At 73.3% G+C, this 22,574-nt stretch carries 23 protein-coding genes and 1 riboswitch; of the genes, 8 read left to right on the top strand and 15 right to left on the bottom strand.

The genetic code is table 11. From position 1 onward, the window contains the following. Positions 1 to 14 precede the first annotated feature (14 nt). Positions 15 to 758: a tetratricopeptide repeat protein gene (locus NBH00_RS15980; RefSeq protein ID WP_254569590.1), complete on the top strand. Its 744-nt coding sequence runs from the start codon at positions 15 to 17 to the stop codon at positions 756 to 758. A 7-nt stretch (positions 759 to 765) separates the two neighbouring features. On the opposite strand, the gene NBH00_RS15985 is transcribed toward NBH00_RS15980, so the two are convergent. Next, a complete protein-coding gene (locus tag NBH00_RS15985; RefSeq protein WP_254569591.1) occupies positions 766 to 1,254 on the bottom strand; it encodes a hypothetical protein in 489 nt (162 codons plus the stop codon). Between the two features lie 221 nt (positions 1,255 to 1,475). On the opposite strand from NBH00_RS15985, the gene NBH00_RS15990 reads away from it, so the two are divergent. Then, positions 1,476 to 2,591, top strand: a complete 1,116-nt coding sequence (locus NBH00_RS15990; protein WP_254569592.1) for an SDR family oxidoreductase — start codon at positions 1,476 to 1,478, stop codon at positions 2,589 to 2,591. 23 nt (positions 2,592 to 2,614) lie between these two features. Here NBH00_RS15990 and NBH00_RS15995 read toward each other — a convergent pair whose 3' ends face one another. The 5 genes from NBH00_RS15995 to NBH00_RS16015 all read right to left on the bottom strand — a co-directional run bounded on the left by NBH00_RS15995 (position 2,615) and on the right by NBH00_RS16015 (position 7,297). Then, positions 2,615 to 3,388, bottom strand: coding sequence for an alpha/beta fold hydrolase (locus NBH00_RS15995; protein ID WP_254569593.1), 774 nt, complete (start codon positions 3,386 to 3,388; stop codon positions 2,615 to 2,617). Between the two features lie 26 nt (positions 3,389 to 3,414). Then, the gene (gene dinB / locus NBH00_RS16000) at positions 3,415 to 4,476 is read right to left on the bottom strand and encodes a DNA polymerase IV (protein WP_254569594.1); all 1,062 of its coding nucleotides are present in this window, start codon (positions 4,474 to 4,476) and stop codon (positions 3,415 to 3,417) included. An 81-nt stretch (positions 4,477 to 4,557) separates the two neighbouring features. Next, positions 4,558 to 5,271, bottom strand: a complete 714-nt coding sequence (locus tag NBH00_RS16005; protein ID WP_254569595.1) for a septal ring lytic transglycosylase RlpA family protein — start codon at positions 5,269 to 5,271, stop codon at positions 4,558 to 4,560. Positions 5,272 to 5,282: 11 nt separating this feature from the next. Then, positions 5,283 to 5,481: riboswitch (cyclic di-AMP (ydaO/yuaA leader) on the bottom strand. A gap of 78 nt (positions 5,482 to 5,559) precedes the next feature. After that, positions 5,560 to 6,702 carry an amidohydrolase family protein gene (locus NBH00_RS16010; protein WP_254569596.1) on the bottom strand — a complete coding sequence of 381 codons (1,143 nt, stop codon included), beginning with the start codon at positions 6,700 to 6,702 and terminating at the stop codon, positions 5,560 to 5,562. A 55-nt stretch (positions 6,703 to 6,757) separates the two neighbouring features. Beyond that, positions 6,758 to 7,297 carry a sigma-70 family RNA polymerase sigma factor gene (locus NBH00_RS16015; protein ID WP_254569597.1) on the bottom strand — a complete coding sequence of 180 codons (540 nt, stop codon included), beginning with the start codon at positions 7,295 to 7,297 and terminating at the stop codon, positions 6,758 to 6,760. A 174-nt stretch (positions 7,298 to 7,471) separates the two neighbouring features. Between NBH00_RS16015 and NBH00_RS16020 the strand changes: the two genes are divergently transcribed. Beyond that, a complete protein-coding gene (locus tag NBH00_RS16020; protein ID WP_254569598.1) occupies positions 7,472 to 9,208 on the top strand; it encodes an NAD+ synthase in 1,737 nt (578 codons plus the stop codon). Between the two features lie 38 nt (positions 9,209 to 9,246). Here NBH00_RS16020 and NBH00_RS16025 read toward each other — a convergent pair whose 3' ends face one another. Then, positions 9,247 to 9,663: a PaaI family thioesterase gene (locus tag NBH00_RS16025; RefSeq protein ID WP_254569599.1), complete on the bottom strand. Its 417-nt coding sequence runs from the start codon at positions 9,661 to 9,663 to the stop codon at positions 9,247 to 9,249. A 78-nt stretch (positions 9,664 to 9,741) separates the two neighbouring features. Between NBH00_RS16025 and NBH00_RS16030 the strand changes: the two genes are divergently transcribed. Further along, on the top strand, positions 9,742 to 10,818 hold the full coding sequence (locus NBH00_RS16030) for a hypothetical protein (protein ID WP_254569600.1): 1,077 nt from the start codon (positions 9,742 to 9,744) through the stop codon (positions 10,816 to 10,818). A gap of 9 nt (positions 10,819 to 10,827) precedes the next feature. Here the strand turns inward: NBH00_RS16030 and NBH00_RS16035 are convergent, their stop codons facing one another. From NBH00_RS16035 to NBH00_RS16065, 7 genes are all read right to left on the bottom strand, one after another. After that, positions 10,828 to 11,277 carry an SRPBCC family protein gene (locus NBH00_RS16035; protein ID WP_254569601.1) on the bottom strand — a complete coding sequence of 150 codons (450 nt, stop codon included), beginning with the start codon at positions 11,275 to 11,277 and terminating at the stop codon, positions 10,828 to 10,830. 9 nt (positions 11,278 to 11,286) lie between these two features. Further along, complete coding sequence (locus NBH00_RS16040) at positions 11,287 to 11,808, bottom strand: adenine phosphoribosyltransferase (RefSeq protein ID WP_254573735.1); 522 nt, start codon at positions 11,806 to 11,808, stop codon at positions 11,287 to 11,289. Positions 11,809 to 11,810: 2 nt separating this feature from the next. Beyond that, positions 11,811 to 12,662, bottom strand: coding sequence for a transcriptional regulator FtsR (ftsR, locus tag NBH00_RS16045; protein ID WP_254569602.1), 852 nt, complete (start codon positions 12,660 to 12,662; stop codon positions 11,811 to 11,813). Beyond that, entirely contained in the window at positions 12,662 to 13,135 is a 474-nt protein-coding gene (locus NBH00_RS16050) for a double zinc ribbon and FHA domain-containing protein (protein WP_254569603.1), read from the bottom strand. Before NBH00_RS16050 ends, ftsR begins: the two co-directional genes overlap by 1 nt. Positions 13,136 to 13,157: 22 nt before the next feature. Then, complete coding sequence (locus tag NBH00_RS16055) at positions 13,158 to 13,415, bottom strand: RsiG family protein (protein ID WP_254569604.1); 258 nt, start codon at positions 13,413 to 13,415, stop codon at positions 13,158 to 13,160. Between the two features lie 99 nt (positions 13,416 to 13,514). Next, positions 13,515 to 14,162 carry a CDP-alcohol phosphatidyltransferase family protein gene (locus NBH00_RS16060; protein ID WP_254569605.1) on the bottom strand — a complete coding sequence of 216 codons (648 nt, stop codon included), beginning with the start codon at positions 14,160 to 14,162 and terminating at the stop codon, positions 13,515 to 13,517. 37 nt (positions 14,163 to 14,199) lie between these two features. Then, positions 14,200 to 15,885, bottom strand: coding sequence for a proline--tRNA ligase (locus NBH00_RS16065; RefSeq protein ID WP_254569606.1), 1,686 nt, complete (start codon positions 15,883 to 15,885; stop codon positions 14,200 to 14,202). A gap of 153 nt (positions 15,886 to 16,038) precedes the next feature. On the opposite strand from NBH00_RS16065, the gene NBH00_RS16070 reads away from it, so the two are divergent. From NBH00_RS16070 to NBH00_RS16085, 4 genes are all read left to right on the top strand, one after another. Beyond that, the gene (locus NBH00_RS16070; RefSeq protein WP_254569607.1) at positions 16,039 to 16,644 is read left to right on the top strand and encodes a superoxide dismutase; all 606 of its coding nucleotides are present in this window, start codon (positions 16,039 to 16,041) and stop codon (positions 16,642 to 16,644) included. Positions 16,645 to 16,800: 156 nt separating this feature from the next. Then, a complete protein-coding gene (locus NBH00_RS16075) occupies positions 16,801 to 18,384 on the top strand; it encodes a glycoside hydrolase 5 family protein (protein ID WP_254569608.1) in 1,584 nt (527 codons plus the stop codon). Further along, a complete protein-coding gene (locus NBH00_RS16080) occupies positions 18,381 to 19,916 on the top strand; it encodes a hypothetical protein (RefSeq protein WP_254569609.1) in 1,536 nt (511 codons plus the stop codon). Before NBH00_RS16075 ends, NBH00_RS16080 begins: the two co-directional genes overlap by 4 nt. Then, a complete protein-coding gene (locus tag NBH00_RS16085) occupies positions 19,913 to 21,412 on the top strand; it encodes a glycoside hydrolase family protein (RefSeq protein ID WP_254569610.1) in 1,500 nt (499 codons plus the stop codon). The genes NBH00_RS16080 and NBH00_RS16085 overlap by 4 nt, the downstream gene beginning before the upstream one ends. A 75-nt stretch (positions 21,413 to 21,487) precedes the next feature. Here NBH00_RS16085 and NBH00_RS16090 read toward each other — a convergent pair whose 3' ends face one another. Beyond that, positions 21,488 to 22,555 carry a hypothetical protein gene (locus tag NBH00_RS16090; protein WP_254569611.1) on the bottom strand — a complete coding sequence of 356 codons (1,068 nt, stop codon included), beginning with the start codon at positions 22,553 to 22,555 and terminating at the stop codon, positions 21,488 to 21,490. Between the last annotated feature and the right edge of the window lie 19 nt (positions 22,556 to 22,574).

Consider the following 22,574-nt stretch of genomic DNA (forward strand, 5'->3'; position numbering starts at 1 on the left):
CTACACTCCTCGGCATGACCGTGATCGAGACGACCGAGACCGACTTCCAGCGGGACGTCATCGACCGCTCGCACGAGACGCCGGTCGTCGTCGACTTCTGGGCGCCGTGGTGCGGGCCGTGCCGTCAGCTCACGCCGGTTCTCGAGAAGATGGCCGCCGCGGCCGAGGGCGCCGTCGTCCTCGCGAAGATCAACACCGACGACCACCCGGGCATCTCGCAGTCGTTCGGGGTCCAGGGCATCCCCGCGGTGAAGGCGTTCGTCGACGGGAAGATCGTCGACGAGTTCGTCGGCGCCAAGCCGCCCGCCGAGGTCCAGCGGTTCTTCGCCCGGCTCATCCCGTCCGAGGCGGACCTCGCCAGCGAGGGCGGCGACGAGGAGTCGCTCCGGCGCGCGCTCGCCGCCGAGCCCGGCCACGCCGCGGCCTCGCTGAAGCTCGCCCGCCTCCTGCTCGCCCGCGGCGACGACACCGAGGCCCTGGCGGTGCTCGAGAAGGTCCGCGGGAGCTTCCAGGCCGACGGGCTCGCCGCCCGCATCCGCATCGCCGCCGACCCCGAGCTCGACCTCGGCGACGCCCTCACCGCGCTCGACGAGGGCCGCGAGGCCGACGGGCTCGACGTCCTCCTCGACCGGGTGCAGCGCTTCCCGCCGCACCGCGACGAGCTGCGCGCGGTCATCGTCGGCGTGCTCGACGCGCTCGGCGTCGAGCATCCGCTCGCGCGGGACACGCGGCGGCGCCTGGCCGCCGCGCTCTACTAGGCGCCCGTCAGGAGACGAGCGTCGCGCTGCCCGTGGCGGGCAGCAGCGTCGGCAGCGGCGCGCAGCTCGACACGTGGGTCACCGGGACCGGCAGGAACTGGACGGCGGTCGCGTGGCCGTTGCCGTCGACGGTCATCGAGATGAGGACGCCCGAGTTGATCTGCGAGAAGAGCGAGGGGCTGCTGCTCGCGATCGGGTAGAAGAGGCCCATCCGGTTGCCGCGCACGTCGAGGCAGGTGACGGGACCCGCCAAGTGCATGAGGGTCAGCGGGCCCGCGGTGGTCCAGGCGTCGAACGTGCCCTTCGCGGTGCTCGGGGCCTGGTCGGCCTGCCGGGTCGCGTGGAAGGTCAGATGGAACGAGCCGCTCGTGACGTCGGCGTCGGCCTTCTGGACCGGGGCGGCGGCCCCGGCCGGCGTGGCGCCCGCCGCGACGGCGGTGAGCGCGCCGGCGACGGCGACGACCGTGGTGAAGGTCCTGCGTGCGCTGCGGTACATCGCGTCTCCCCTGCTCGTGGCCGCGCCCTGCGCGCGCCCTGCCCGTAAGTGTGACCGCAGGAGCGACCGGAGAACCGTCGTTCACGGCAGATGGCGCGTCGGCGGCCGCCCGGCGTCGACCGGATCGTCCGTCGGCGCCGCCACCGCGTCAACCCCCATGCGGGGGGAGAAGTGCCGCGGGCCGCTTCCGCGCGCGCACGTCACCTGCTTGCCTGAGCCGCATGACGCTGCTGCTGACCGGTGCGACGGGCTTCCTCGGGATGGAGCTCCTCGTCCGCGCCGTCGAGGCCGACGACCGCGACGTCATCTGCGTCATCCGCGCCGCCGACGACGCGCACGCCGCCCGGCGGCTCGCGGACACGCTCGCCCGGCTCTACGGCGACGAGGTCCCGCCGGCGGCGGACCGTCGCCTCCGCGCCGTCGCGGGTGACCTCGAGCGCGACGGGCTCGGCCTGGGCGACGCGGCGCGGGCCGACGTCGCCGCCACCGTCACGCGCATCGTCCACAGCGCCGCGACGATCAGCTTCGACCTCCCGCTCGAGGAGGCCCGGGCGGTGAACGTCGCCGGCACCCGGCAGGTCCTCGCCCTCGGCCGGGCGATCCACGCCGACGGGCGCCTGGAGCGTTACGTGCACGTCTCGACGGCCTACGTCGCCGGGCGTCACGCCGGGGCGGTCGCCGAGGACGACCGCACGGTCGCCGGCGAGCCGCGCAACACCTACGAGCAGACCAAGCGCGAGGCCGAGGCGCTCGTGTTCGCCGCGATGGACGACGGGCTGCCCGTCGTCGTCGCACGGCCGAGCATCGTCGTCGGCGACTCGCACACCGGCTGGACCCCGGCGTTCAACGTCCTCTACTTCCCGCTGCGGGCGCTCGCCCGGCGGCTGCTCGTCGAGGTCCCGGCCGACCCCGCGAGCCTCGTCGACGCCGTCCCGATCGACTACGTGGCGGACGCGATCACCCACCTCGCGACGACCGACGGGCCGGTGAGCGGCGCCTACCACCTCACCGCGGGCGGCGACGTGCCGTCGCTCGGCGCGATGCTCGAGGTGGCCTGCGGGATCCTCGGCTGCCCGGTCCCGCGCGTCGAGGCGCCGACCGCGGTGCTGGACGCCGAGGCCGGCGACCACCAGGGCGGCGTCTTCGTCCCGTACTTCGACGTGCACAGCCACTACGAGACGGCCCGGGCGCGCGCGGTGCTCGAGCCCGCCGGCATCACGTGCCCGCCGCTGCTCTCGTACTTCACGCGCCTGACCGACTACGCCCTGGCCGCGAACTGGGGCAAGACGGGCGTGCCCCGCGCCGAGGCCGTGCGCGACGCCGCTGTGCGCGTCTAGCCGCGCCCTCCCCGCGTCCGTCCTCAGCCGAGGATGTGGTCCTTCAGCGCGCCGGCGCTGAGCTGCGGCTGCTCCCACCAGAACATGTGCCCGACGCCGTCCCACACCTCGAGCGAGGCGCCCGGGACGAGCGAGGCGATGAGCTCCCCGTTGGCCGCCGGGAGCATCTGGTCCTCGCGGCCGTGGAGGACGAGCGTCGGCGCCGTGATCTGCGCCAGCCGGTCGTGCGTGTCGTGGGCCAGGCAGGCCTGCATCTGGAGCATGATCGTCGCGACCTTCGCGGGCGCGGCCAGGGCCATCGCACGGAAGCTGTCGTAGTGCGCGGCCTGCCGGCGGAACTCCGCCGAGACGTTCACCTCGTACCCGACGCGGATCGCCTCCTCGCGGTCGCCGGACGTCATCGCGGCGCCGAGCTTCGCCATCGTCTCCTGAGGCGTGAGCTGCGAGCCCGGGCCGCCGCAGAACGTGCAGCCGAGCGTCAGCGTCCGGATCCGGCCGGGGTACGCGAGGGCGAGCTCCTGGGCGACCATGCCGCCCATCGAGATGCCGAGGACGTGCGCGCTCTCCCAGCCGAGCGTGTCCAGCAGGCCGGCGGCGTCCTCGGCGAGGTCCTTGATCGTGAAGGGGTCGTTCGCCGCCGGCGACAGCCCGATGCCGCGGTGGTCGTAGCTCACCGTCCGCAGGTCGTCCTGCAGCGCGGAGAGGAACTCCTCCCCCCACGAGAGGTGGGTGCCGCTCATCCCCTGGATGAGGAGCAGGGGCTCGCCGTCGCCGCCGAGGACGTGGTGCAGATCCATGGCGCGCGAGTCTAGGGATGCGCGCTTCAGACCGGGAGCGCGAGCTGCGCCGTCTGCGCCGGCGGTTCCTCCACCCCGCCGAACGAGGCGACGCGGACCCCGAGCAGCCGCACGGGCCGCGGCGGCGCGTATTCGCGCAGGAGCTCGGCGGCGATCTGCCCGACGTGCTCGACCGCGTTCGTCGGATGGGCGATCGTCCGGGCGCGGGTGACGGTCGTCCAGTCGTCGAGCCGGACCTTGATCGCGATCGTGCGGCCGGTCCGGTCGTGCTTCTGCAGGCCGCGGCAGAGCTGGTCGGCCAGCCGCTGGAGCTGCGCGTCGAGCTCCGCGGGGCCGGCGATGTCGACGTCGAAGGTGCTCTCGCGGGACTCCGAGACGGCCTCGCGGACCGCCTGCAGCGACTCCTCCCCCTCGAAGCGGCCACGCGCGACGAGCCACGGCCCCTGCCGCGGGCCGAAGTGCTCGGCGAGCAGCCCGGGGTCGGCGGCGGCGAGCGCCGCGAGCGTCGTGATGCCGAGCACCTCGAGGCGCTCGGCGGTCTTGCCGCCGATGCCGGGGACGAGCCTCGGCGGGTGGCCGGCGAAGCGGGCGCACGCCTGCTCACGGGTCAGGACGACGAAGCCGCGCGGCTTCTCGGCGTCGGAGGCGACCTTCGCGATGAGCTTGTTCGGTCCGATGCCGACGGACGCGTCCAGGCCCGTCGCGGCCCGGATCTCGGTGACGAGGCGGCGCATCGCCGCGCGCGGGGACAACAGGCCGCCGAGGTCGAGGTAGGCCTCGTCGAGCCCCATGACCTCGACCTCGTCCACGGTCCCGCGCACGAGGCGCATGACGACCTCCGAGGCGGCGCGGTAGGCGCCGAAGTCGGGCGGGATGAGGACGGCGTCGGGGCACAGCCGCAGGGCGCGCCTCGTCGGCATCGCGGAGCCGACGCCGAACTTCCGCGCCTCGTAGCTCGCGGTCGTGACGACCGCCCGCGGGCCGTCGCCCGAGACGATGACCGGGCGCCCGCGCAGCTCGGGGCGCCGGAGCAGCTCCACCGACGCGTAGAAGGCGTCGATGTCCAGGTGGGCGATGACCGTCGGCACGCCCGCCCAGGGTACGCCGCGCCCAGGACGGACAAGGCGAACATCCGTTCGCCTCGCCGCCCGGGATGCGGGACAGGAACCTCAGCGGGTGGCGAGCACCGTGCCGAGGTCGCCGAAGCCGAGCGCGCGCTTCGTCGCGCCGGTGAGGTCGAAGTCCCGGCCGCCGACGTACGGGCCGCGGTCGATGACCTTCACGCGGACCGAGCGCCCGCGGTAGCGCAGCGTGAGCTTCGTGCCGCAGGGGAGCTCCTTGTTCGCGACGCCGAGCTCGTCGTAGCCGAGCGTACCGCCGCAGGCGAGCGGGCTGCCGTAGTCGTCGTACCACGAGGCCTGCGCCTGGCGGAAGACGTTGATGCGGCCGGCGGCGCGGCGGGTCTTCGTCGCGGTCTTGTCGCCCGGGAAGACGACCCGGAGCTTCATCGTGCCGGGGCGGGACGGCTTGAAGCGCAGCCGGTAGGAGCCGTGCGTCCGGGTGAGCGTGCGGTCGACGGTCTTCCAGCTGTCGCCGCGCCGGGCCTGCAGGCGGACGACGTGGCCCTTCATGCCGACGAGCCGGCCGGCGACGGTCGTGGAGCGACCGGCCAGGACGTTGCGCCGGACATGGCGCACCGTCAGGCGGGGCGTGCGCTTGCGCACGCGCTCGGCGGCGGGGACAGCAGGAGCGGCGGTCGTCGCCTGGGCAGCCTGGGCGGCCTGCGTGCTGGACGTAGCGGTGGCGGGCACCACGGCGAGGACAGCGCCGAGGGCGGTGGCACCGGCGGTGAAGCGGGCGCGGGACGTGGTCATCGGCCTCATCGAGGTCGACCTCCTTCGTGACGTGCCGCTTACGGGGTTAGCTGTCGGGCTCGCAACAGACCCACCACACTCCTGGCGTGGCGTGGCCCTGCCGCTACACCGGCATCAGCCGGCGATTCGCCCCATCCGCTCCGGAAGCCATTCCCGGCGCGGCAGTGGGTCCCCCGCTCGCCCCCTCGTTGACGGGAGGCGACTCAGCGGTCGAACAGTTGTTCGCACAGGATAGCGGGAAATCCGGTCCGCTCTGTGCTCCCCGTCACACAGGGTTCCGGGGCAGCGGCACTGCGCCTAGACCGTCGCCGTCGGCACGCCGGCCGCCGGCGTCGCGCAGAGGATGTGCGCGGTGGCCGCGGTCGAGAAGATCGCCCAGCGCAGCGTCTCCTCCGTCGCGGCCGCTCGGTGCTCGGACGCGAGCTCGAGGAGCCGGTCCGCGATGTCGAGGAGCTCGCCGTGCTCGGCGTCCGGGCCGTGCTGGCAGCCGAGCCGGGCCAGCGACAGCGCCTCGGTCGGGTCGGCGTACCCGAACGAGACCTGCAGCGCGGACGCCGTGTAGCTCTGGACCCGCTCGAGCGCCGGGACCCGCGGCCCGAGGCTTCCGGGCCCCACGGCCGGTCCGTGGTCCACGAGCGGTTCGCGCGCGATGACGCGCCGCAGCTGCGCGCCGGCCATGTCGGCGAGCGCGTCCGGGGCGATCCCGGCCTGCCGCGCGCACCGCGTCAGGGCGAACGCGGCGTAGAGGCCGGTGCCGTACGGCATGTCGCTCGCGTAGAGGATCTGCCCGGGCGGGATCGTCGTGAGCAGCGCGAGGAGGTCGGCCGCGTTCCACCAGGAGGTGTCGAAGAGGAGGTTGGGCAGCTCGGCCGCGGGCCCGGCGAGCAGGCCGAGGTCGCTGATCCCCGCGTGCGCGAGGATGATCCGCACGTCCGGGTGGCGCCGCGCGAGCTCGGCGGCGGCGAGGCCGAGGTTCGGGATGCCCCGCCCGGCGTGGAAGAGGACGGGCGCGCCGACGGACCCGGCGAGCGCGGCGAGCTCGTCGACGACCGGGTGCGGGAGGCCGAAGGCGTCGCTGCGGGGATGGAGCTTGATGCCCGCCGCCCCGAGCCCGAGGCACCGCCGGGCCTCGTCGACGGCGCCCGGGGCGTTCGGGTCGACGCGGCAGAGCCAGTCCAGGCGCCCCCCGGAGGCCGCGACCGCCGCGGCGATCATGTCGTTCGCCGGCGGGTAGCCGTCCGGCTCGTGCATCGGGTAGACGAGGCCGCCGGCGTGGCCCGCGGCGTCGAGACCGCCGAGGATCTCCTCGAGGGTCCCCTTCACCCCGTCGGGGTCGTTCTGCCCGATGTGCAGGTGCGCGTCGAGGAACTCGAGGCCCGCGGCCGGCTCGCGGAGGATCGGCGCGAGGGCGAGCGCGTGGTCGAGACCGTTCACCGGCATGACGCCGAGCCTAGCCGCCGGCGCCCCGGTGACCCCGGGGCGCCCCGTCCGGTGCTCAGGCGGCGACCGGCATGACGTCCGCCGCGATCTCCTCGCGGAGCTTCGTCAGCCCGAGGCGGATGCGGCTCTTCGCCGTGCCGAGCGGCACCCCGGCGCGGCGCGCGATCTGGTCGGCGGTGAGGCCGCCCCAGTAGGCGAGCACGACCGCCTCGCGCTGGGCGTCGGGGAGGCGGCCGAGAGCCTCGCGGACGAGGCCGCGCTCGTTCTCGCGCTCGGCCATCGCGGCGGGCCGGTCCTCGACCCGTGCCTCCTGTTGGGCGACGACGAGCTTCAGGCGGTCCCCGGCGCGGCCGGCGGCCTGGCCCTCGCGCCACAGGTCCAGGGCCCGCGAGCGCGCCATGAGACGCAGGTAGCTGCCGAGCTCGCCGCGGCGGGAGTCGAACTTCGCGGGGTTGCGCCAGACGCGCAGGAAGACGTCCTGCGCGACGTCCTGGGCCTGGGCCTGGTTGCCCAGGATCCGGAACGCGGCCCCGTAGACGCCGCGGTGATGCTCGTCGTACACACGGCCGAACACGGTGGGATCGCTGAGGTTCATCGGGGGGCCTTTCGGAGTGAGCCGGGTGGAGAGGTGACCTTCAACAGCTCGTGGACAGAACCTTACACACAACGTTCAACAACGTCAACACATCTTGTTGAAGGTCTGGTCGCCGCCGACCGCGCCGGCCCGGACCCGGGTCCCCGCCCGGCGCCGTGCGAGAATCCCCGGCCCATGCGGATCGCGCTCGCCCAGCTGAACACCGTCGTCGGGGACCTGGCGGGCAACCGCACGCTCATCGAGGGCGCGATCGCCGACGCGAAGAGCGCGGGCGCCGCGCTCGTCCTCGTCCCCGAGCTCGCCATCACCGGCTACCCGCCGGAGGATCTCCTGCTCAAGGAGCACCTCTTCACCGCCGCGCGCGCGGAGCTCGAGGCGATCGCCGCGCAGACGCACGGGATCGTCGCGGTCGTCGGCTTCCCCGAGCGGGCGGAGGACGTCTACAACAGCGCGGCGGTCCTCGCCGACGGGGGCGTGCGCGCGGTCTACCGCAAGCTCCGTCTCCCGAACTACGGCGTCTTCGACGAGCTCCGCTATTTCCAGGCCGGCACCGAGCCGATGGTCATCGAGGTCGACGGCGTCACCGTCGGCCTGACGATCTGCGAGGACCTGTGGATGCCGGGCGCCCCCGCGACGCCCGAGGCGCTCGCGGGCGCGCGGCTGCTCGTCAACATCTCCGCCTCGCCGTTCCACGCGGGCAAGGCGGCCGCGCGCGAGGCGATGATCGCCCAGCGCGCCCGCGACAACCTCACCGCCGTCGCGTTCTGCGCGCAGGTCGGCGGGCAGGACGAGCTCGTGTTCGACGGCTCCTCGGTCGTCGTGGACCACCACGGCCTGCCGATCGCCCGCGCGCCCCAGTTCACCTCCGCGCTGCTCGTCTGCGACGTCGACACGGACGCCGCCGGCGCCGCGCGCCTGCACGACACGCGCCCGCGCCTCGCCTGGCGCGGCGGCGAGCGCGCCGCGGTCGCCCACGGCGGCTCGTTCACGACGGCCGCCCCCGATCACGCGCTCGCGCCGTCGACGACCCGGGCCCAGGAGGGCACGATCGCCGAGCGCCCGCCCGCGGTGCAGGAGGTCTACGAGGCGCTCGTCCTCGGCACCCGCGACTACCTCGGCAAGAACGGCTTCCGCCACGCCGTCCTCGGCCTCTCCGGCGGGGTCGACTCGGCGCTCGTCCTGCTCGTCGCCGTCGACGCGCTCGGCGCCGATCGCGTCAGCGTCGCCGTCATGCCGTCGCGGTACTCCTCCGGCGGCACCCAGGGCGACGCGCGGACACTCGCCGCGAACCTCGGCGTGCAGTGCCTGGACCTCCCCATCCACGAGCCGATGGAGAGCTACGAGCAGCTCCTCGGCGAGGTCTTCGCCGGGCGCGATCCCGACCTCACCGAGGAGAACCTCCAGGCCCGCATCCGCGGCAACCTCCTCATGGCGCTGTCGAACAAGTTCGGCTGGATCGTCCTGACGACGGGCAACAAGTCCGAGATGTCGGTCGGCTACTCGACGCTCTACGGCGACTCCGCCGGCGGCTTCGCGGTCATCAAGGACGTGCCGAAGACGCTCGTCTACGAGCTCGTCGCCTGGCGCCGGACGCGCGACGGGGTCGACCCGCTGCCGGACACGATCGTTTCCCGCCCGCCGTCGGCCGAGCTGCGCCCGGACCAGAAGGACTCCGATTCGCTGCCGCCCTACGACGTCCTGGACCCGATCCTCCTCGGCTACGTCGAGCAGGACCTCGGGCCCGACGCGCTCATCGCCCGCGGCCACGACGAGGCCGCCGTGCACCAGATCGTCCGGCTCGTCGACCTCGCGGAGTACAAGCGCCGCCAGTCGCCGCCCGGCATCAAGATCACGCCGCGGGCCTTCGGGCGCGACCGGCGCCTGCCGATCACGTCCCGCTGGCGGGGCTGACGCGGCCGAAACCCGATTTCCGTCCCCCAGTGGGGCGCTTATCGGGTCTCGGGCTTCGGGAGCGGGCGCACCGCGATCGTCATCCGGACGACCGCGCACAGGCGGCCGGCGTCGTCGGTGATGTCGACCTCCCAGACCCAGGTCGTGCGGCCGCGGTGACGGCGGGTCGCGGTCGCGTGGATCGTGCCCTCGAGGATCGGCCGCAGGAAGGAGGTCTGGTTGCTCAGGCCCTGCGCGGACATGCCGTCGGCGTAGACGGCGCGCGCGGTCCCCATCGAGGTGATCGCCTCGGCGATCGACGCGTAGACGCCGCCGTGCACGAGGCCCATCGGCTGCTTGACGCGGTTGGAGACGGGCACGTGCGCGACGACGCGGTCCTCGGTCTGTTCGTCGACCTCGAGGCCGTACAGCGCGTCGAAGGTCTCCTCGAAGGGGATGAGCGGCGGGAGGTCCATGCCCGGCACCCTACTTTCGCCGTGCGCCCCCGCGAGGTGCGCCGCGCCCGGCCGCACCGCTGACTAGGCTTCACCGCGATGAGCCGTCTCGACGACCTGCCCGCGGACCAGAAGGCCACGCTCCAGCTGCTGCTCAAGCAGGGCAAGAGCTACGAGGAGCTCGGCACGCTGCTGCGACTCGAGCCCGACGCGGTGCGCGACCGGGCCCTGAACGCGCTCGACGCGCTCGGCCCCGGGTCCGCCGGCGGCCTGACCCCGTCGCGGCAGGACGAGATCTCGGACTACCTCCTCGGCCAGCAGACGGCCTCCGAGCGGGCCGCGACGCGCTCCTTCCTCGGGGAGTCCAAGGGCGGACGCACCTGGGCTCGCGCCGTCGCCGCCGAGCTGCGTCCCTTCGCGGGCGACAACCTCCCGGAGATCCCGGCCGAGGCGGCCGAGATCGACGAGGCGTTCGGCGCCCTCAGCGCGCGCACCGAGGCCCGCGAGCGCCAGGAGCAGTCCTCGCGCATCGGCGGCGTCCTGCTCCTCCTCGGCGCGGCGGCGATCGTCGCGGTGCTCGTCATCCTCATCGTCTCGCGGCTCGGCGGCAACGACTCGAGCTCGTCGGACTCGGCGTCGAGCGACACGACGACCACGCAGGCCGACACGACCTCGACCGCCTCGACCACGTCGAGCACCGCCGGCAACGGCGGCATCGAGCTCCAGATCCCGATGCAGTCCGCGAACGGTGGGCAGGCCCTCGCCGCCGGCTTCCTCCTGCGCACGAACGGCGAGCGCGTCCTCGGGATCAACGGCCAGAACTTCCCCCCGACCGACGGCAAGCAGTTCAACTACGCCGTCTGGCTCTACACCTCCCCGGCCAAGGCCTTCCGCCTCGGCTTCGTGGGCGCGGGCGTCCCGGCGACGGGCCCGAACAAGGGCCGGCTCCAGACCGGCGCGGACCCGGACCAGATCGAGAAGGCCGCGAACGCGTCGAAGGACCCGAAGGTCAAGGCCGCCGGCCTTGCGACCGCGAAGGCGATCCGCACCGCGCTCGCGAACGTCTACGCGTTCAAGGAGCTCATCATCACGAAGGAGCCCGCCGGCTCCAACTCGACGAAGCCCGGTCAGATCGTCGTCTCCGGCCCGATCGTCAGGCCCGCGACGTCCGGCTGAGCCGGGCGCTCAGCCCGCCGGGGGCGCGGCGAGCTCCCCGGCAAGCGCATCGAACGCCTCGTCGAGCACGCGGCCGGTCGCGCGGCGGATCATGAAGCCGCCGAGACGGGACATGCCCCGCATCTGCTGGCCGCGCTCGATCTCGATCCGCGTCCCGTCACCCTCCGGCGTCAGTCGGATCGTCGTCGAGCTGTAGGCCATGACCCGCTCGAAGGGCGTGTTCTCGATCATCTGCTCCCAGGCGATCTCGGTCGGCTCCTCGAGCGTCGTCAGGCGGTAGTCGGCCCTGACGGTGCGGCCGCGCTCGCTGCGCAGCACCTCGGTGAACTCGCCGGCGGCCACCTGCTCGACCCGCTCGACGCGCGGCCACCAGCGCCGCAGCGCGTAGGGGTCGCCGACGACGGCCCAGACGGCAGCCGGGTCGGCGGGCAGGACGCGGCGGCGGCGGGTCCTCGTCACGTCCGCCGCCTACTCGCCTGCGTCGACGATGAGCGAGTGGACCGCGTGGGGCGCGAGCGCCGCCCGGCCGGGCAGGAACCCGAGCTCGATGAGGAACGCGCAGCCGACGACCTCGCCGCCGAGCTGCTCGGCGAGCGCGCAGAGGGCCCCGGCGGTCCCGCCCGTCGCGAGCAGGTCGTCGTGGACGAGGACCCGCGAGCCGGGGGCGATCGCGTCGGTGTGGACCTCGAGCGCGTCGGTGCCGTACTCGAGCGCGTACTCGGCGCTCGTCGTGTCGTGCGGGAGCTTGCCCGGCTTGCGGGCGAGGACGAAACCGGCGCCGAGCTCCCGCGCGAGCGCCGCCCCGAGGAGGAAGCCGCGCGCCTCGGCGGCGATGACGACGTCGGGCTTCAGCGGGCGCGCGATCGCGGCGAGACCCTCGAGGGCGGCGTCCAGCGCGCCCGCGTCGGCGAGCAGCGGCGTGATGTCCCGGAAGACGATCCCCGGTTCGGGGAAGTCCGGGATGTCCCGGATGAACGCGCGCAGGTCCACCGTCACGGGCGGCGGGGCAGGTCGGGCCCGGGCGGCGTCGTCGGCGGTCCCACGATCTTGCGCAGGTCGCGGATGAGCAGCAGGTGCTTGAGGTGCGTCGTGACGGCCGCGAGGTTCTCGAGCGCGTCGAGCGCCTCCTTGCGCCGGTCCTGGTTCCGCGAGCGCAGCGCGGGCGCGAGGATTTGCTGCAGGAGCGCCGCCTCGCGGTCCGCCGAGGTGCGGAAGGCGCGCAGGTTGCGGCCGCCGACGCCGTAGCGGGCGAGCTCGGTGACGGCGCGGATGATCTCGCGCTCGGTCTCGTCGAAGTACTTCACGCCCGCGCGGACCTCGCCGCGGATGACGCCGTAGTCCTCGAGCTCGGCGACGAGCGACGGCTCGGCACGGGTCTCCTCCAGGACGTCCTCCAGCGAGTAGGACGCCCCGACCCCGCGGACCGACATGCTCACGCGGCGGCGGGGACGACCGTCGTCGCCGGCGGGCTCGGCGGCCTCGCCCGCGGGCGCCTCGGGCGCCGGGGCGGCCGGGGTCGCGTCGGCGGCGCGGCCGGCGGCGAGCTCCTGGCGGATGACGCGCAGCGGGAGGAACTCGTCGCGCTGCAGGCGCAGGATCGTCCGCAGGCGCTGGACGTCGCTCTGCGCGTAGAGCCGGTACCCGCCCGGCGTGCGCCGTGGCGTGAGGAGCTTCTGGTCCTCGAGGTAGCGGATCTTCGAGATCGAGATGTCGGGGAACTCCTGCTCGAGCGCCTTGCACACCGCGCCGATCGTCATCGACTTGCGCGGCTGCTCCTCGCGGCCGCGCCCCGACGGGCCGGCGGGCGGCTGCGGGCGTGAGGAGTCGGCGTCGGTCAGCGCCATCAGCGGGAGAGGAACGTCAGCTTGTACTTGCCGACCTGCAGTTCGTCACCGTCGTGGAGCTGCTCGGACTCGATCCGCTTGCGGTTGACGTACGTGCCGTTGAGCGAGCCGAGGTCGTCGAGGTAGTAGTGGTCCCCGCGACGCACGAGCAGCGCGTGGTCGCGCGAGACCGTCACGTCGTCGAGGAACACGTCGGAGTCGGGGCGGCGTCCGATGGTGAGGCGGTCGGCCTGGAGCGGGAAGGACTCCCCCACCCGGCCGCCGCCGGCCCGGATGACGAGCGCGGCGCCCTCGGCCTCGACGACGTCGCCGACGTCGACGGGGATGAACTCACCGGTCTCGCCGACGCGGTAGGTCGCCGTCTGCGGCTCGGCCGCCTCGGGCGCGCGATCGCCGAGGTAACTCCCGCACTTCTGGCAGTAGTTGGCGCCCTCGACGTTCGTGAACCCGCACTCCGGGCAGTGGATGGCCACCGCGATCAGCCCCGTCCGGCGCTCAGCCCGTGGGCTCGTCGGCGCCCGCGCGGCCCGACAGGATGTCGGTGAGCCGCTGGACGTCCGCCCCGGTGATGACGTCCTCGCCACCCTCGTGCTTCTTGCGCAGGCGGTTGACGAGCTCGGCGCGCAGGATGTCGATCTTGCCGTGCAGGATGCGTCGCTTGTAGGAGATGTCGATCTCCTCTTCCGTCAGGTTCTGGATGAGGTCCTTCAGCTCCTGATCGGTCAGTGAGCCAAGGTCCGGGAAGGTGTCCATGTGCGCGACGATCTCCTCTGTTTGCGCGGGGCTTCGCGAGCATACCAGCGCCCCACAACGGAGGTTCAAGCTGAGCTTGAGGGTGCAGGGCGGGTGGGCCTAGATCTGCTTCTCCGCGAGCTGCCGGCGGGCGTCCTGGGCGTAGAGCACGGTGGCCCAGAGCGACAGGAAGACCCCGACGAGCAGGAAGGCCGAGCCGGGGGTGCGCCAGCCGAGGAGGCCGAAGCCGATGCCCATCATCAGCGGCCACACGCTCCACCGCCCGGGCCAGTTGATCTTCAGGTCCACCCCGCGCCGCACCGCGAACGGCCCGACGGCGAGCATGAAGAGCTCACGCGCGACGAGGATCGCGAGCGCCCAGCGGAGGATGAGGTCGAAGTGGAAGCAGACGACGACACCGCTGACGACGAGCAGACGGTCGAGGATCGGGTCTAGCATGGCGCCGAGGCGGCTGTACTGGCCGGTGACCCGCGCGGCCATGCCGTCGAGCTGGTCGCCCCAGGCCACGAGCGCGAAGATGAGCGCGGGCGTGAAGTCGGTGCCGTCGTCGGAGGAGAACGCGAGGTAGAGGAAGAGCGGGATGCCGAGCGCGCGGACGAAGCCGATGGCGTTCGGGATCGTCCACGGGTTCAGCGGCGCGCCGGCGAGCGTGGCGGGCGGCGGCGGGCCGCTGCGGTCCAGCCCGCTGAAGCGCCGCAGGGTGAGCCGCGGGTTGCGCCAGGCGGGGGTGGTCTCGTCGTCGGTCATGGGGTGCTCGGTCGTGCGGAGGCGCGTGGTCGCCGGATCAGGCCAGCGTCGGGAGGATGCCCAGCACCGCGCCGACCGCACCCTCGAGCGGGATGCCGCCCTCGACGTCCTGCAGCTCGCGCCGGATCTGCGCCTCGAGCAGCCCGGAGTCGAGCGAGCGCTTGCCCAGCGTGATCCGCAGCGGGCAGCCGAGCAGCTCGGCCTCGGCGAACTTCTCGCCGTTGCCGGTGTCGCGGTCGTCGTAGAGGACCTCGACCCCGGCCGCCCGGAGCTGCTCGTAGAGCGCGTCCGCGGCGGCGCGCTCGGGTGTGCCGCCCTTGCCGAGCGACACGAGGTTGACCGTCCACGGGGCGATCGCGACCGGCCAGGAGATGCCCTTCTCGTCGGCGAACTGCTCGACGGCGGCCGCCGCGATGCGCGCGGGGCCGATGCCGTAGGAGCCCATGACGATCTTCTGCGGCTTGCCGTCGGCGTCGAGGTACGTCGCGCCGAGCGGCTCGGAGTAGCGCGTGCCGAGCTTGAAGATGTTGCCGATCTCGATCGCGGTGACGATCCGGACGGGCTCGCCGCCGATCGTGTCCCCGGGCTCGACGAGACGGACGTCGGCGCGGGTCGCGCCCTCCGGCACGACGAAGCCGCGCAGGTGGGTGTCCGCCCGGTTCGCGCCGACGACGTACGGCCCGGCCTCGATCGCGGCGTCGTACAGCGTCTCGACGGCGGTGAGCGGCGCGTGGGGGCCGATGTACCCGGCGGGCCCGACCTGCGCGGCGATCTCCTCGGTCCCGGCGGGCCGGAACGGGGAGCGCAGCGCGTTCTGGAGCTTGACGGGGTTCACGCGGTGGTCGCCGCGGACCATGACGAGCACGAGGCGCCCGTCGTCCTCGGCGATGACCGGGTAGGCCTTGAGGAGCGCGCCGGCGGGCAGGCCGAGCGACGCGGTGAGCGCCTCGACGGTCGTGGCGCCCGGGGTCGTGACCTCGGCGGCCTCCGTGTCGCCGGGCAGCTCGACGGGCTGCGGATCCGCCGAGGCGACCTCGAGGTTCGACGCGTACCCGCGCGCGAGGACGACGTCGTCCTCGCCGGCGGGGCACGGCGCCATGTACTCGTGCGCGACGGTGCCGCCCATCATCCCGACGTCGGACCGGCACTCGAACCACTCCAGGCCGGTGCGGTCGTAGATCTTCGCGTAGGCGCCGCGGTGCGCCTCGTACTGGACGTCGAGCCCGGCCTCGTCGCGGTCGAAGGAGTAGGAGTCCTTCATGATGAACTCGCGGGTGCGCAGGATCCCCGCGCGCGGGCGCGCCTCGTCCCGCTCCTTCACCTGGAAGTGGTACAGCGTCTTGGGCAGGTCGCGGTAGGACTTCACGGCGGCGCCGACGTGGAAGGTCACCGCCTCCTCGTGGGTCATCGCGAGGACCATCTCCGCGCCCTTGCGGTCCTCGAGCGTGAAGAGCTCCTCGATCTGGTCGCGGCCGGTCTTCCGCCACAGCTCGCGCGGGTGCATGACGGGAAGCAGCAGCTCCTGCCCGCCGATGGCGTCGATCTCCTCGCGGATGATCTGGACGACCTTCTGGTGCACGCGCCAGCCGGCCGGCAGCCAGCTCCAGAGCCCGGCGCCGAGCTGGCGGACGAGCCCGGCTCGAACCATGAGCTTGTGCGACAGCGCCTCCGCGTCGGCAGGCGGCTGGCGTTCGGTGGGCAGGAAGAGGGCAGAGCGACGCATCGATCGACAGCCTACGGATCGCCTCCGGGCCCCGTCACGGCGATGACCACCGCCGAGGCGGCCGGGCGGTCACGGGTTGGCGGACGGGTGGGGATATGCTCGGACGGGTAACCCCGACACACCCCATTTTCCGCAACACAGGAGAACATCGACATGGCCTACGAGGTCCCCGCACTGCCCTACGCGTACGACGCGCTGGAGCCGCACATCGACGCCGAGACGATGACGCTCCACCACGACAAGCACCACCAGGCCTACGTCGACAAGGTGAACGCGGCCCTCGAGGGCACCGAGCTCGCCGGTAAGCCGATCGAGGAGGTCATCGCGAACCTCGACGCCGTGCAGCCGGACAAGAAGGGCGCCGTGCGCAACAACGGCGGCGGCCACCTCAACCACACGATGTTCTGGGAGTCTATGAGCCCCGACGGCGGCGGTGAGCCCGGCGGCGACCTCGGCGCGGCGATCTCCGCGGCGTTCGGCTCCTTCGACAGCTTCAAGGAGCAGTTCGAGGCCGCCGGCGTCGGGCAGTTCGGCTCCGGCTGGGCGTGGCTCGTGCTCGACGGCGGCGAGCTGAAGATCACGTCCACGGCGAACCAGGACAACCCGATCTCCGACGGCAAGGTCGCGCTCCTCGGCAACGACGTGTGGGAGCACGCGTACTACGTCACCTACCGCAACCGCCGCCCGGAGTACCTCAAGGCGTGGTGGAACGTCGTCAACTGGGACGTCGTCGCCGAGCGGTACGCCGCCGCGAAGTAGCCGCCTGCGCGCCGCCCGGACGTCGTCGGTCGGACGTCCGGGCGCGGCGCGGCAGCAAAACTTTCGTACTACCCTCGCGTTCTTCTCGTCGGACGTGCCAGGCAGGGCCGGGGCCGTCCGCCATCTCCCGACTCCCATCCTGGAGCGCTTTTCCGCATGCCGCCGATCCTCCGTTCCCTCCGGGCCGCCGCGCTCGTCACCCTGCTCGCGTGCTTCCTCGCACCGGCGGCCGCCCAGGCCAGCGACGGGCAGCTGTCGATCATGATGGACGACGACCTGCTCGTGTACCGCACGGACACGGTTCGCGACCAGACGATGCGCCAGATGAAGGGCATGGGCGTCGACGTCGTCCGCGTCACCGTCCTGTGGAGCGTCGTCGCCGAGAACGCGAACGACGGCAAGGCGACGAAGGCGCAGAAGCGGCGCTTCAGGAGGCTCGGCGCCGCCAATCCGAAGGCGTACCCGAAGGCGAACTGGGACCGCTACGACGGCGTCGTCCGGGCCTGCAAGACGCTCGGCCTCGTGTGCTACCTCGACGTCACCGGCCCCGGGCCGTCGTACACGCACGAGAAGGCGCCGTCGAACCACCGCAAGGACAACAAGTGGTGGAAGCCGAAGCCGCGCGAGTTCTACAAGTTCGTCCAGGCGGTCGGCAAGCGCTACGACGGCAAGTACCGCGACGAGAACACGCCGAACATCCTGCCCGCCGTCCACTTCTGGTCGCTGTGGAACGAGCCGAACCAGGGCGGCTGGCTGCGCCCGCAGTGGCTGAACGGCAAGGCCGTCTCCCCCTCGCTCTACCGCGGCCTCTTCCTCTTCGGCCGCCGCGCGCTCGTGAGCACCGGCCACGGCGGCGACATCATCCTCGCCGGCGAGACCGCCCCCACCGGCGTGACCCGCCAGACGACGACGTCGGCCATCGGCCCGAAGACGTTCATCAACGAGCTGCTCTGCGGCCCGGGCTCCAACGGGCTCGGCTGCTCGGAGTTCAAGAAGGACGGCCCGATCCAGGCGTACGCGTGGGCGCACCACCCGTACACGAAGAAGCTCGCGCCGACCCAGCGCGACCCCGACCCGACGGCCTACACGCTCGCGAACTTCAGCGACCTCGGGACCCAGCTCGACCAGCTCGGCCAGGCCACGGGCAACATCCGGGTCGGCATGCCGCTCATCTCCACGGAGTTCGGGTACGAGACGAACCCGCCAGACCCGTACGCGGCGACGACTCCGGAGCAGCAGGCCGCCTACGACCAGCTCGCGGACCTCATCACGTTCCTCAACCCGCGGATCGTCGGCAACACGCAGTTCCTCCTGCGCGACGTGAAGCCGAACAAGAAGAAGCCGAAGGGCTCGCGGGCGTACTGGGCGACGTACCAGTCCGGCCTGCTCACCGCGGGCGGCACCGAGAAGCCCGCGGCGACGGCGTACAAGATGCCGTTCCTCGCGCAGGTCGTCGCGCGGGACCCGGCGGGGCCGCTGACCGCCTCGGTCTTCGGGCAGCTGCGCTTCCTCCCGAACGTCCTGTCCCCCACCCGCCCGGAGACGGTCCAGCTCCAGTTCAAGGCGGCGGGCAGCCCGTTCGACTTCGTGAACATCGGCGACCCGATCACCGTCACGAACCAGGTCGGCTACTACCAGGCGCCCGCGGTGACGATCCCGGGCCCCGGGCAGATCCGCGCGCTGTGGACCGGCCTGGCGGTGCCGTACCGGCTCACCTCGCTGCCGCAGGCGGTGCAGTGAGGCGGCGGCCCCGCGCCGGCGCGCTGGCGCCGGCGCTCGTGGCCGCGGCCCTCGGGCTCGCGGCCCCGGTTCTCGCGCCGGCGCCCGCCCTCGCCTCACGGACGCAGGACTCGCTCTTCGAGGACGACGCGCAGCTCGTCCTCTCCGGCGACGCCGCGCGCGAGCGGACGCTCGACGACCTGCAGTCGCTCGGGGCCGACACGGTCCACTCGATCGTCTTCTGGAACCGCGTCGCCCCCCAGCCGACGGCGAAGCGGCGCCCGGCGGGCTTCGACGGAGCCGACCCGGCGTCCTACCCACCGGAGCTGTGGGACAAGTACGACGGCCTCGTCCGCGGCGCCGTCGCCCGTGGCCTGGATCTCATCCTCTCCCCGGCGAGTCCGATGCCCGCGTGGGCGTCGGGCTGCCACGCGTCGGTCTCGGTCCGGCGCACGTGCCGCCCGAACCCCACGCAGTTCAAGCGCTTCGTGCAGGCGATCGGCCTGCGCTACTCCGGCGAGTACCGCGACGAGAACCAGGGCCAGACGATGCTGCCGCGCGTCTCGCGCTGGTCGGTGTGGAACGAGCCGAACCAGGGCGGCTGGCTCACGCCGCAGTACGTCAAGCAGAACGGCGCCGTCAGCCCCGCCGCGCCCGCGATCTACCGCACGCTCGTACGCGCGGCGCTGAAGGGCCTCGCCGCGTCCGGACACACCCGGGACCAGGTCCTCCTCGGCGAGACCGCGCCGCTCGGGCGGGTCACCGGCTCGCTCGCGACCCGGCCGATCGCCCCCGGCGACTTCCTGCGCGGGGTGCTCTGCCTCGACGGCAAGGACCGCCCGCTGAGGGGCGCCGCCGCGAAGGCGCAGGACTGCGGCGGCTTCCGCCGGCTCGCCGTGACCGGCATCGCCCACCATCCGTACACGCGCGGCGGCAGCCAGCCGCCGACCTCGCGCGGGGGCCCGAGCGAGATCACGATCAGCTCCGTCTCGCGGCTGAGGACAATCATCAAGGCCGGGGCGGCGCACAGGCGGATCCCGTTCAGACTCCCGATCTACTACACCGAGTTCGGCTTCCAGACGAACCCGCCCGACACGCTCTTCGGGGTCTCGCTCGCCAACCAGGCGGCGTACCTGAACCACAGCGACTTCCTCGCGTACGAGGACTCGTCGATCAAGGCGGTCGCCCAGTACGAGCTGCGCGACGAGAAGGACCTCGGCGGCTTCCAGACCGGGCTGCGCTTCCTCGACGGCACCGCGAAGCCGTCGTTCGCGGCCTACCGGATGCCGATCTGGGTCTCGCGGTCCGGCAGCCGGCTGCGCGTGTGGGGCCAGGTCCGCCCCGCCGCGACCGGGACCCCCGAGGCCGTCGACGTCCAGAACGACCCCGCGGGCGGCGACGACTTCCAGACCGTCACGACGGTCATGTCGTCCGCGCGACGCGGGTTCGTCGACGTGAAGGTGCCGAAGACGCCCGGCACCTGGCGCCTGCGGTGGTCGCCGTCCACCGGCGGGCCGACGATCACCAGCCGGACGGCCGAGCCGGGGCGATGAGACGCGGCGGCCCGCGGGTCGTCCTCGCCGGGCTGCTCGCGTCGCTCGTCGCGTTCGGCGCGAGCGGCGCGAGTCCCGCCCGCGCCGCCGTCGACACCGAGGTCGGGATCGCCGACGACGCGCAGATCCTCTACGAGGGCCCGTCCGCCGCCGCGCGCGCCGTCGCCGCCTGGCAGGACCTCGGGATCGACACGGTGCGCATCCACGCCCGCTGGGCGTTCATCGCGCCGCACCCGGACGACCCCCGCGCCCCGAAGGGCTTCCACCCGCGCGACCCGGACGACCCGCTCTACAACTTCGCCGCGCTCGACCACGCGGTGGACCTGCTCATCGCGGCGCACATCCGGCCGATGCTCGCGCTCACCGGCTCGGGGCCCCTGTGGGCGACCGCGAAGCCCGCCCTCGGTAATCCGCGCTACCGGCCCTCGCCGCACGGCTTCGGCGACTTCAGCCACGCGGTCGCGGCGCGCTACAGGGGCCGCGTCACGCGCTATCTCGTGTGGAACGAGCCGAACCAGCCCGGCTGGCTGCAGCCGCAGTTCAGCTGCACCTCCCGCCGGGTCTGCACCCCGGTCGCGCCGCACCTGTACCGCGAGCTCTTCCGCGCGGCCGCCGCCGCGGTCCGCGGGGTCGACCCCTCCGCGGAGGTCCTCGTCGGCACGCTCGCGCCGCGCGGGCAGGCGCCCCACAAGGAGAACGCGGTCATGCGGCCGCTGCAGTTCCTGCGGTCGCTCGGCTGCGTGAAGGCCGACTACCGGCGTGACCGCTCGGGCGCGTGCGCCGGCGCGGCGGCGATCCGGGCCAGCGGCTTCGCCTACCACCCGCACCCGGTGCGCCTCGCGCCGACCGCGCACGACCCGGAGCCGGACGACGCTTCCTTCGGGGACACGAAACGGCTCGAGCGCGCGCTCGACCGCACGACCGCGGCGGGCATCCTCCGGCCGACGACCGGCGCCCGCTTCGACCTCTACTTCACCGAGTTCGGCTACCAGACGAATCCGCCGGACCCGATCTCCGGCGTCACGCCGGCGCGGCAGGCCGCCTGGATCCAGCAGGCCGACTACCTCGCCTGGCGCGACCCGCGGGTGAAGAACGTCACCCAGTACGAGTGGATCGACGAGCCGACGAAGGTCTCCCGCTTCGGCGCGCAGTACGCCGGCTGGCAGTCGGGCCTGCGATACGTCGGCGGCCCCCCGAAGCCGCTCGCCCACGCCTTCCCCAACCCGTTCTACATCGACGCGCGCCCCCACCTGCAGGCGCGCTTCTGGGGACAGGTCCGCCCGGGCGGGGCGACCCAGATCACGCTCCAGCAAGCCTCGGGCACGCGCTGGACCGCCGTCGCGCAGGCGTTCACGAACGCCCACGGCTACTGGACGATCGACCGCCCGATCGGGACCCCGGGGCGCTACCGCTTCACCTACCGGCTCGTCCTGCCGAGCGGCGGCCCGCCGCGCACGTTCACGAGCCTGCCGCAGGACGTCGTCCCCCGCCCCTGAGGCCGCCCCCGAGCCTCGATGAAGGTTCGGGGTGTCGTGCGCACCCTGAACCTTCATTCACCTTCGCCGGGAGGCTCAGCGCACCGGGTAGGGCGGCAGGCCGTTGTGGTCGATCCCGTCGCGGACGCCGCCGCGGTCCATGTGGATCGCGTAGCCCGCGTTGACGGAGAGGCAGGCGAGGAGGACCGGCAGGACGAGGCGCCGGTGGCGCTCGAGCACGACGCCCGCCGCGACGAGCACGACCGGCGCCGCGAGGAGGACCATCCGCCCCCAGTCGAGCGCGAACGTCATCGAGGCCAGGCAGCAGGCGACGAGGACGAGCCCGCGACGGGCGAACGGCGTCGTGCGCAGCGCGAAGGGCGCGAGCAGCCACAGCGGGCCGAAGGCGAGGGCGATGCGGCGCCCCTCGGTCCGCCAGGCCCGCAGCCCCTCGCTGACGTTGTCGATCCGCCCCTGGACGAGCCCGGCGCCGTAGCCCTTCACCTGCTCGCGGCCGACCGTCGGCAGGCCGAGTCGCAGCGCGGCGTACACGAGGATCGCGGGTGCGCAGACGAGCGCGGTGCGGCGCAGCGCGTCCCGGTCGACCCAGCGCTCGGCCCACAGCGCGTACGTCAGCGGGACGAGGAACATCGCCGACTCCCGGGTCAGCGCCGCGACGAGCAGCGTGACCGCGAGCGCCCGCGGCCGCCGGTCGACCATGAAGAGGACGGCGAGCAGCATGACGAGGACCGTCGCCGCGTCGGTGTTGCGCCCGTCGCGCAGGCTCACGATGAGCAGCCCGGGCGAGCTCGCGAGGACGACCCCGAGCCCGGCGGCGACGAGGTCCGGCACGTCGAAGCGCCGCAGCAGCACGTACGCCACGGCGCCCGACGCCCCCGTGCACAGCCACGCGAGCAGGTTGAACGAGAACGTGTGGCCGAACGGGAGGACGTGCACGAGCGTCGGCACGAGGATCCGGTAGGCGAACGGGAACGTGTGCGTGGCGAAGGGGTGCTGCGCCATGAGCTCGTAGATGCGGTCGTCCCCCCGCGGCGTCGCCTCGTCCGCGACGAGCGCGTCGAGCAGCACGATGACGAGCGTGCAGAGGCCGAAGACGGCGAGGGCCCGGCGGACGGCCGGGCTCGGGGCGAGGCGGGCGGACATACGCGGCGTCCTGCACCGT

This window comes from Paraconexibacter antarcticus, from assembly GCF_024220175.1.
Lineage (GTDB): Bacteria > Actinomycetota > Thermoleophilia > Solirubrobacterales > Solirubrobacteraceae > Paraconexibacter > Paraconexibacter antarcticus.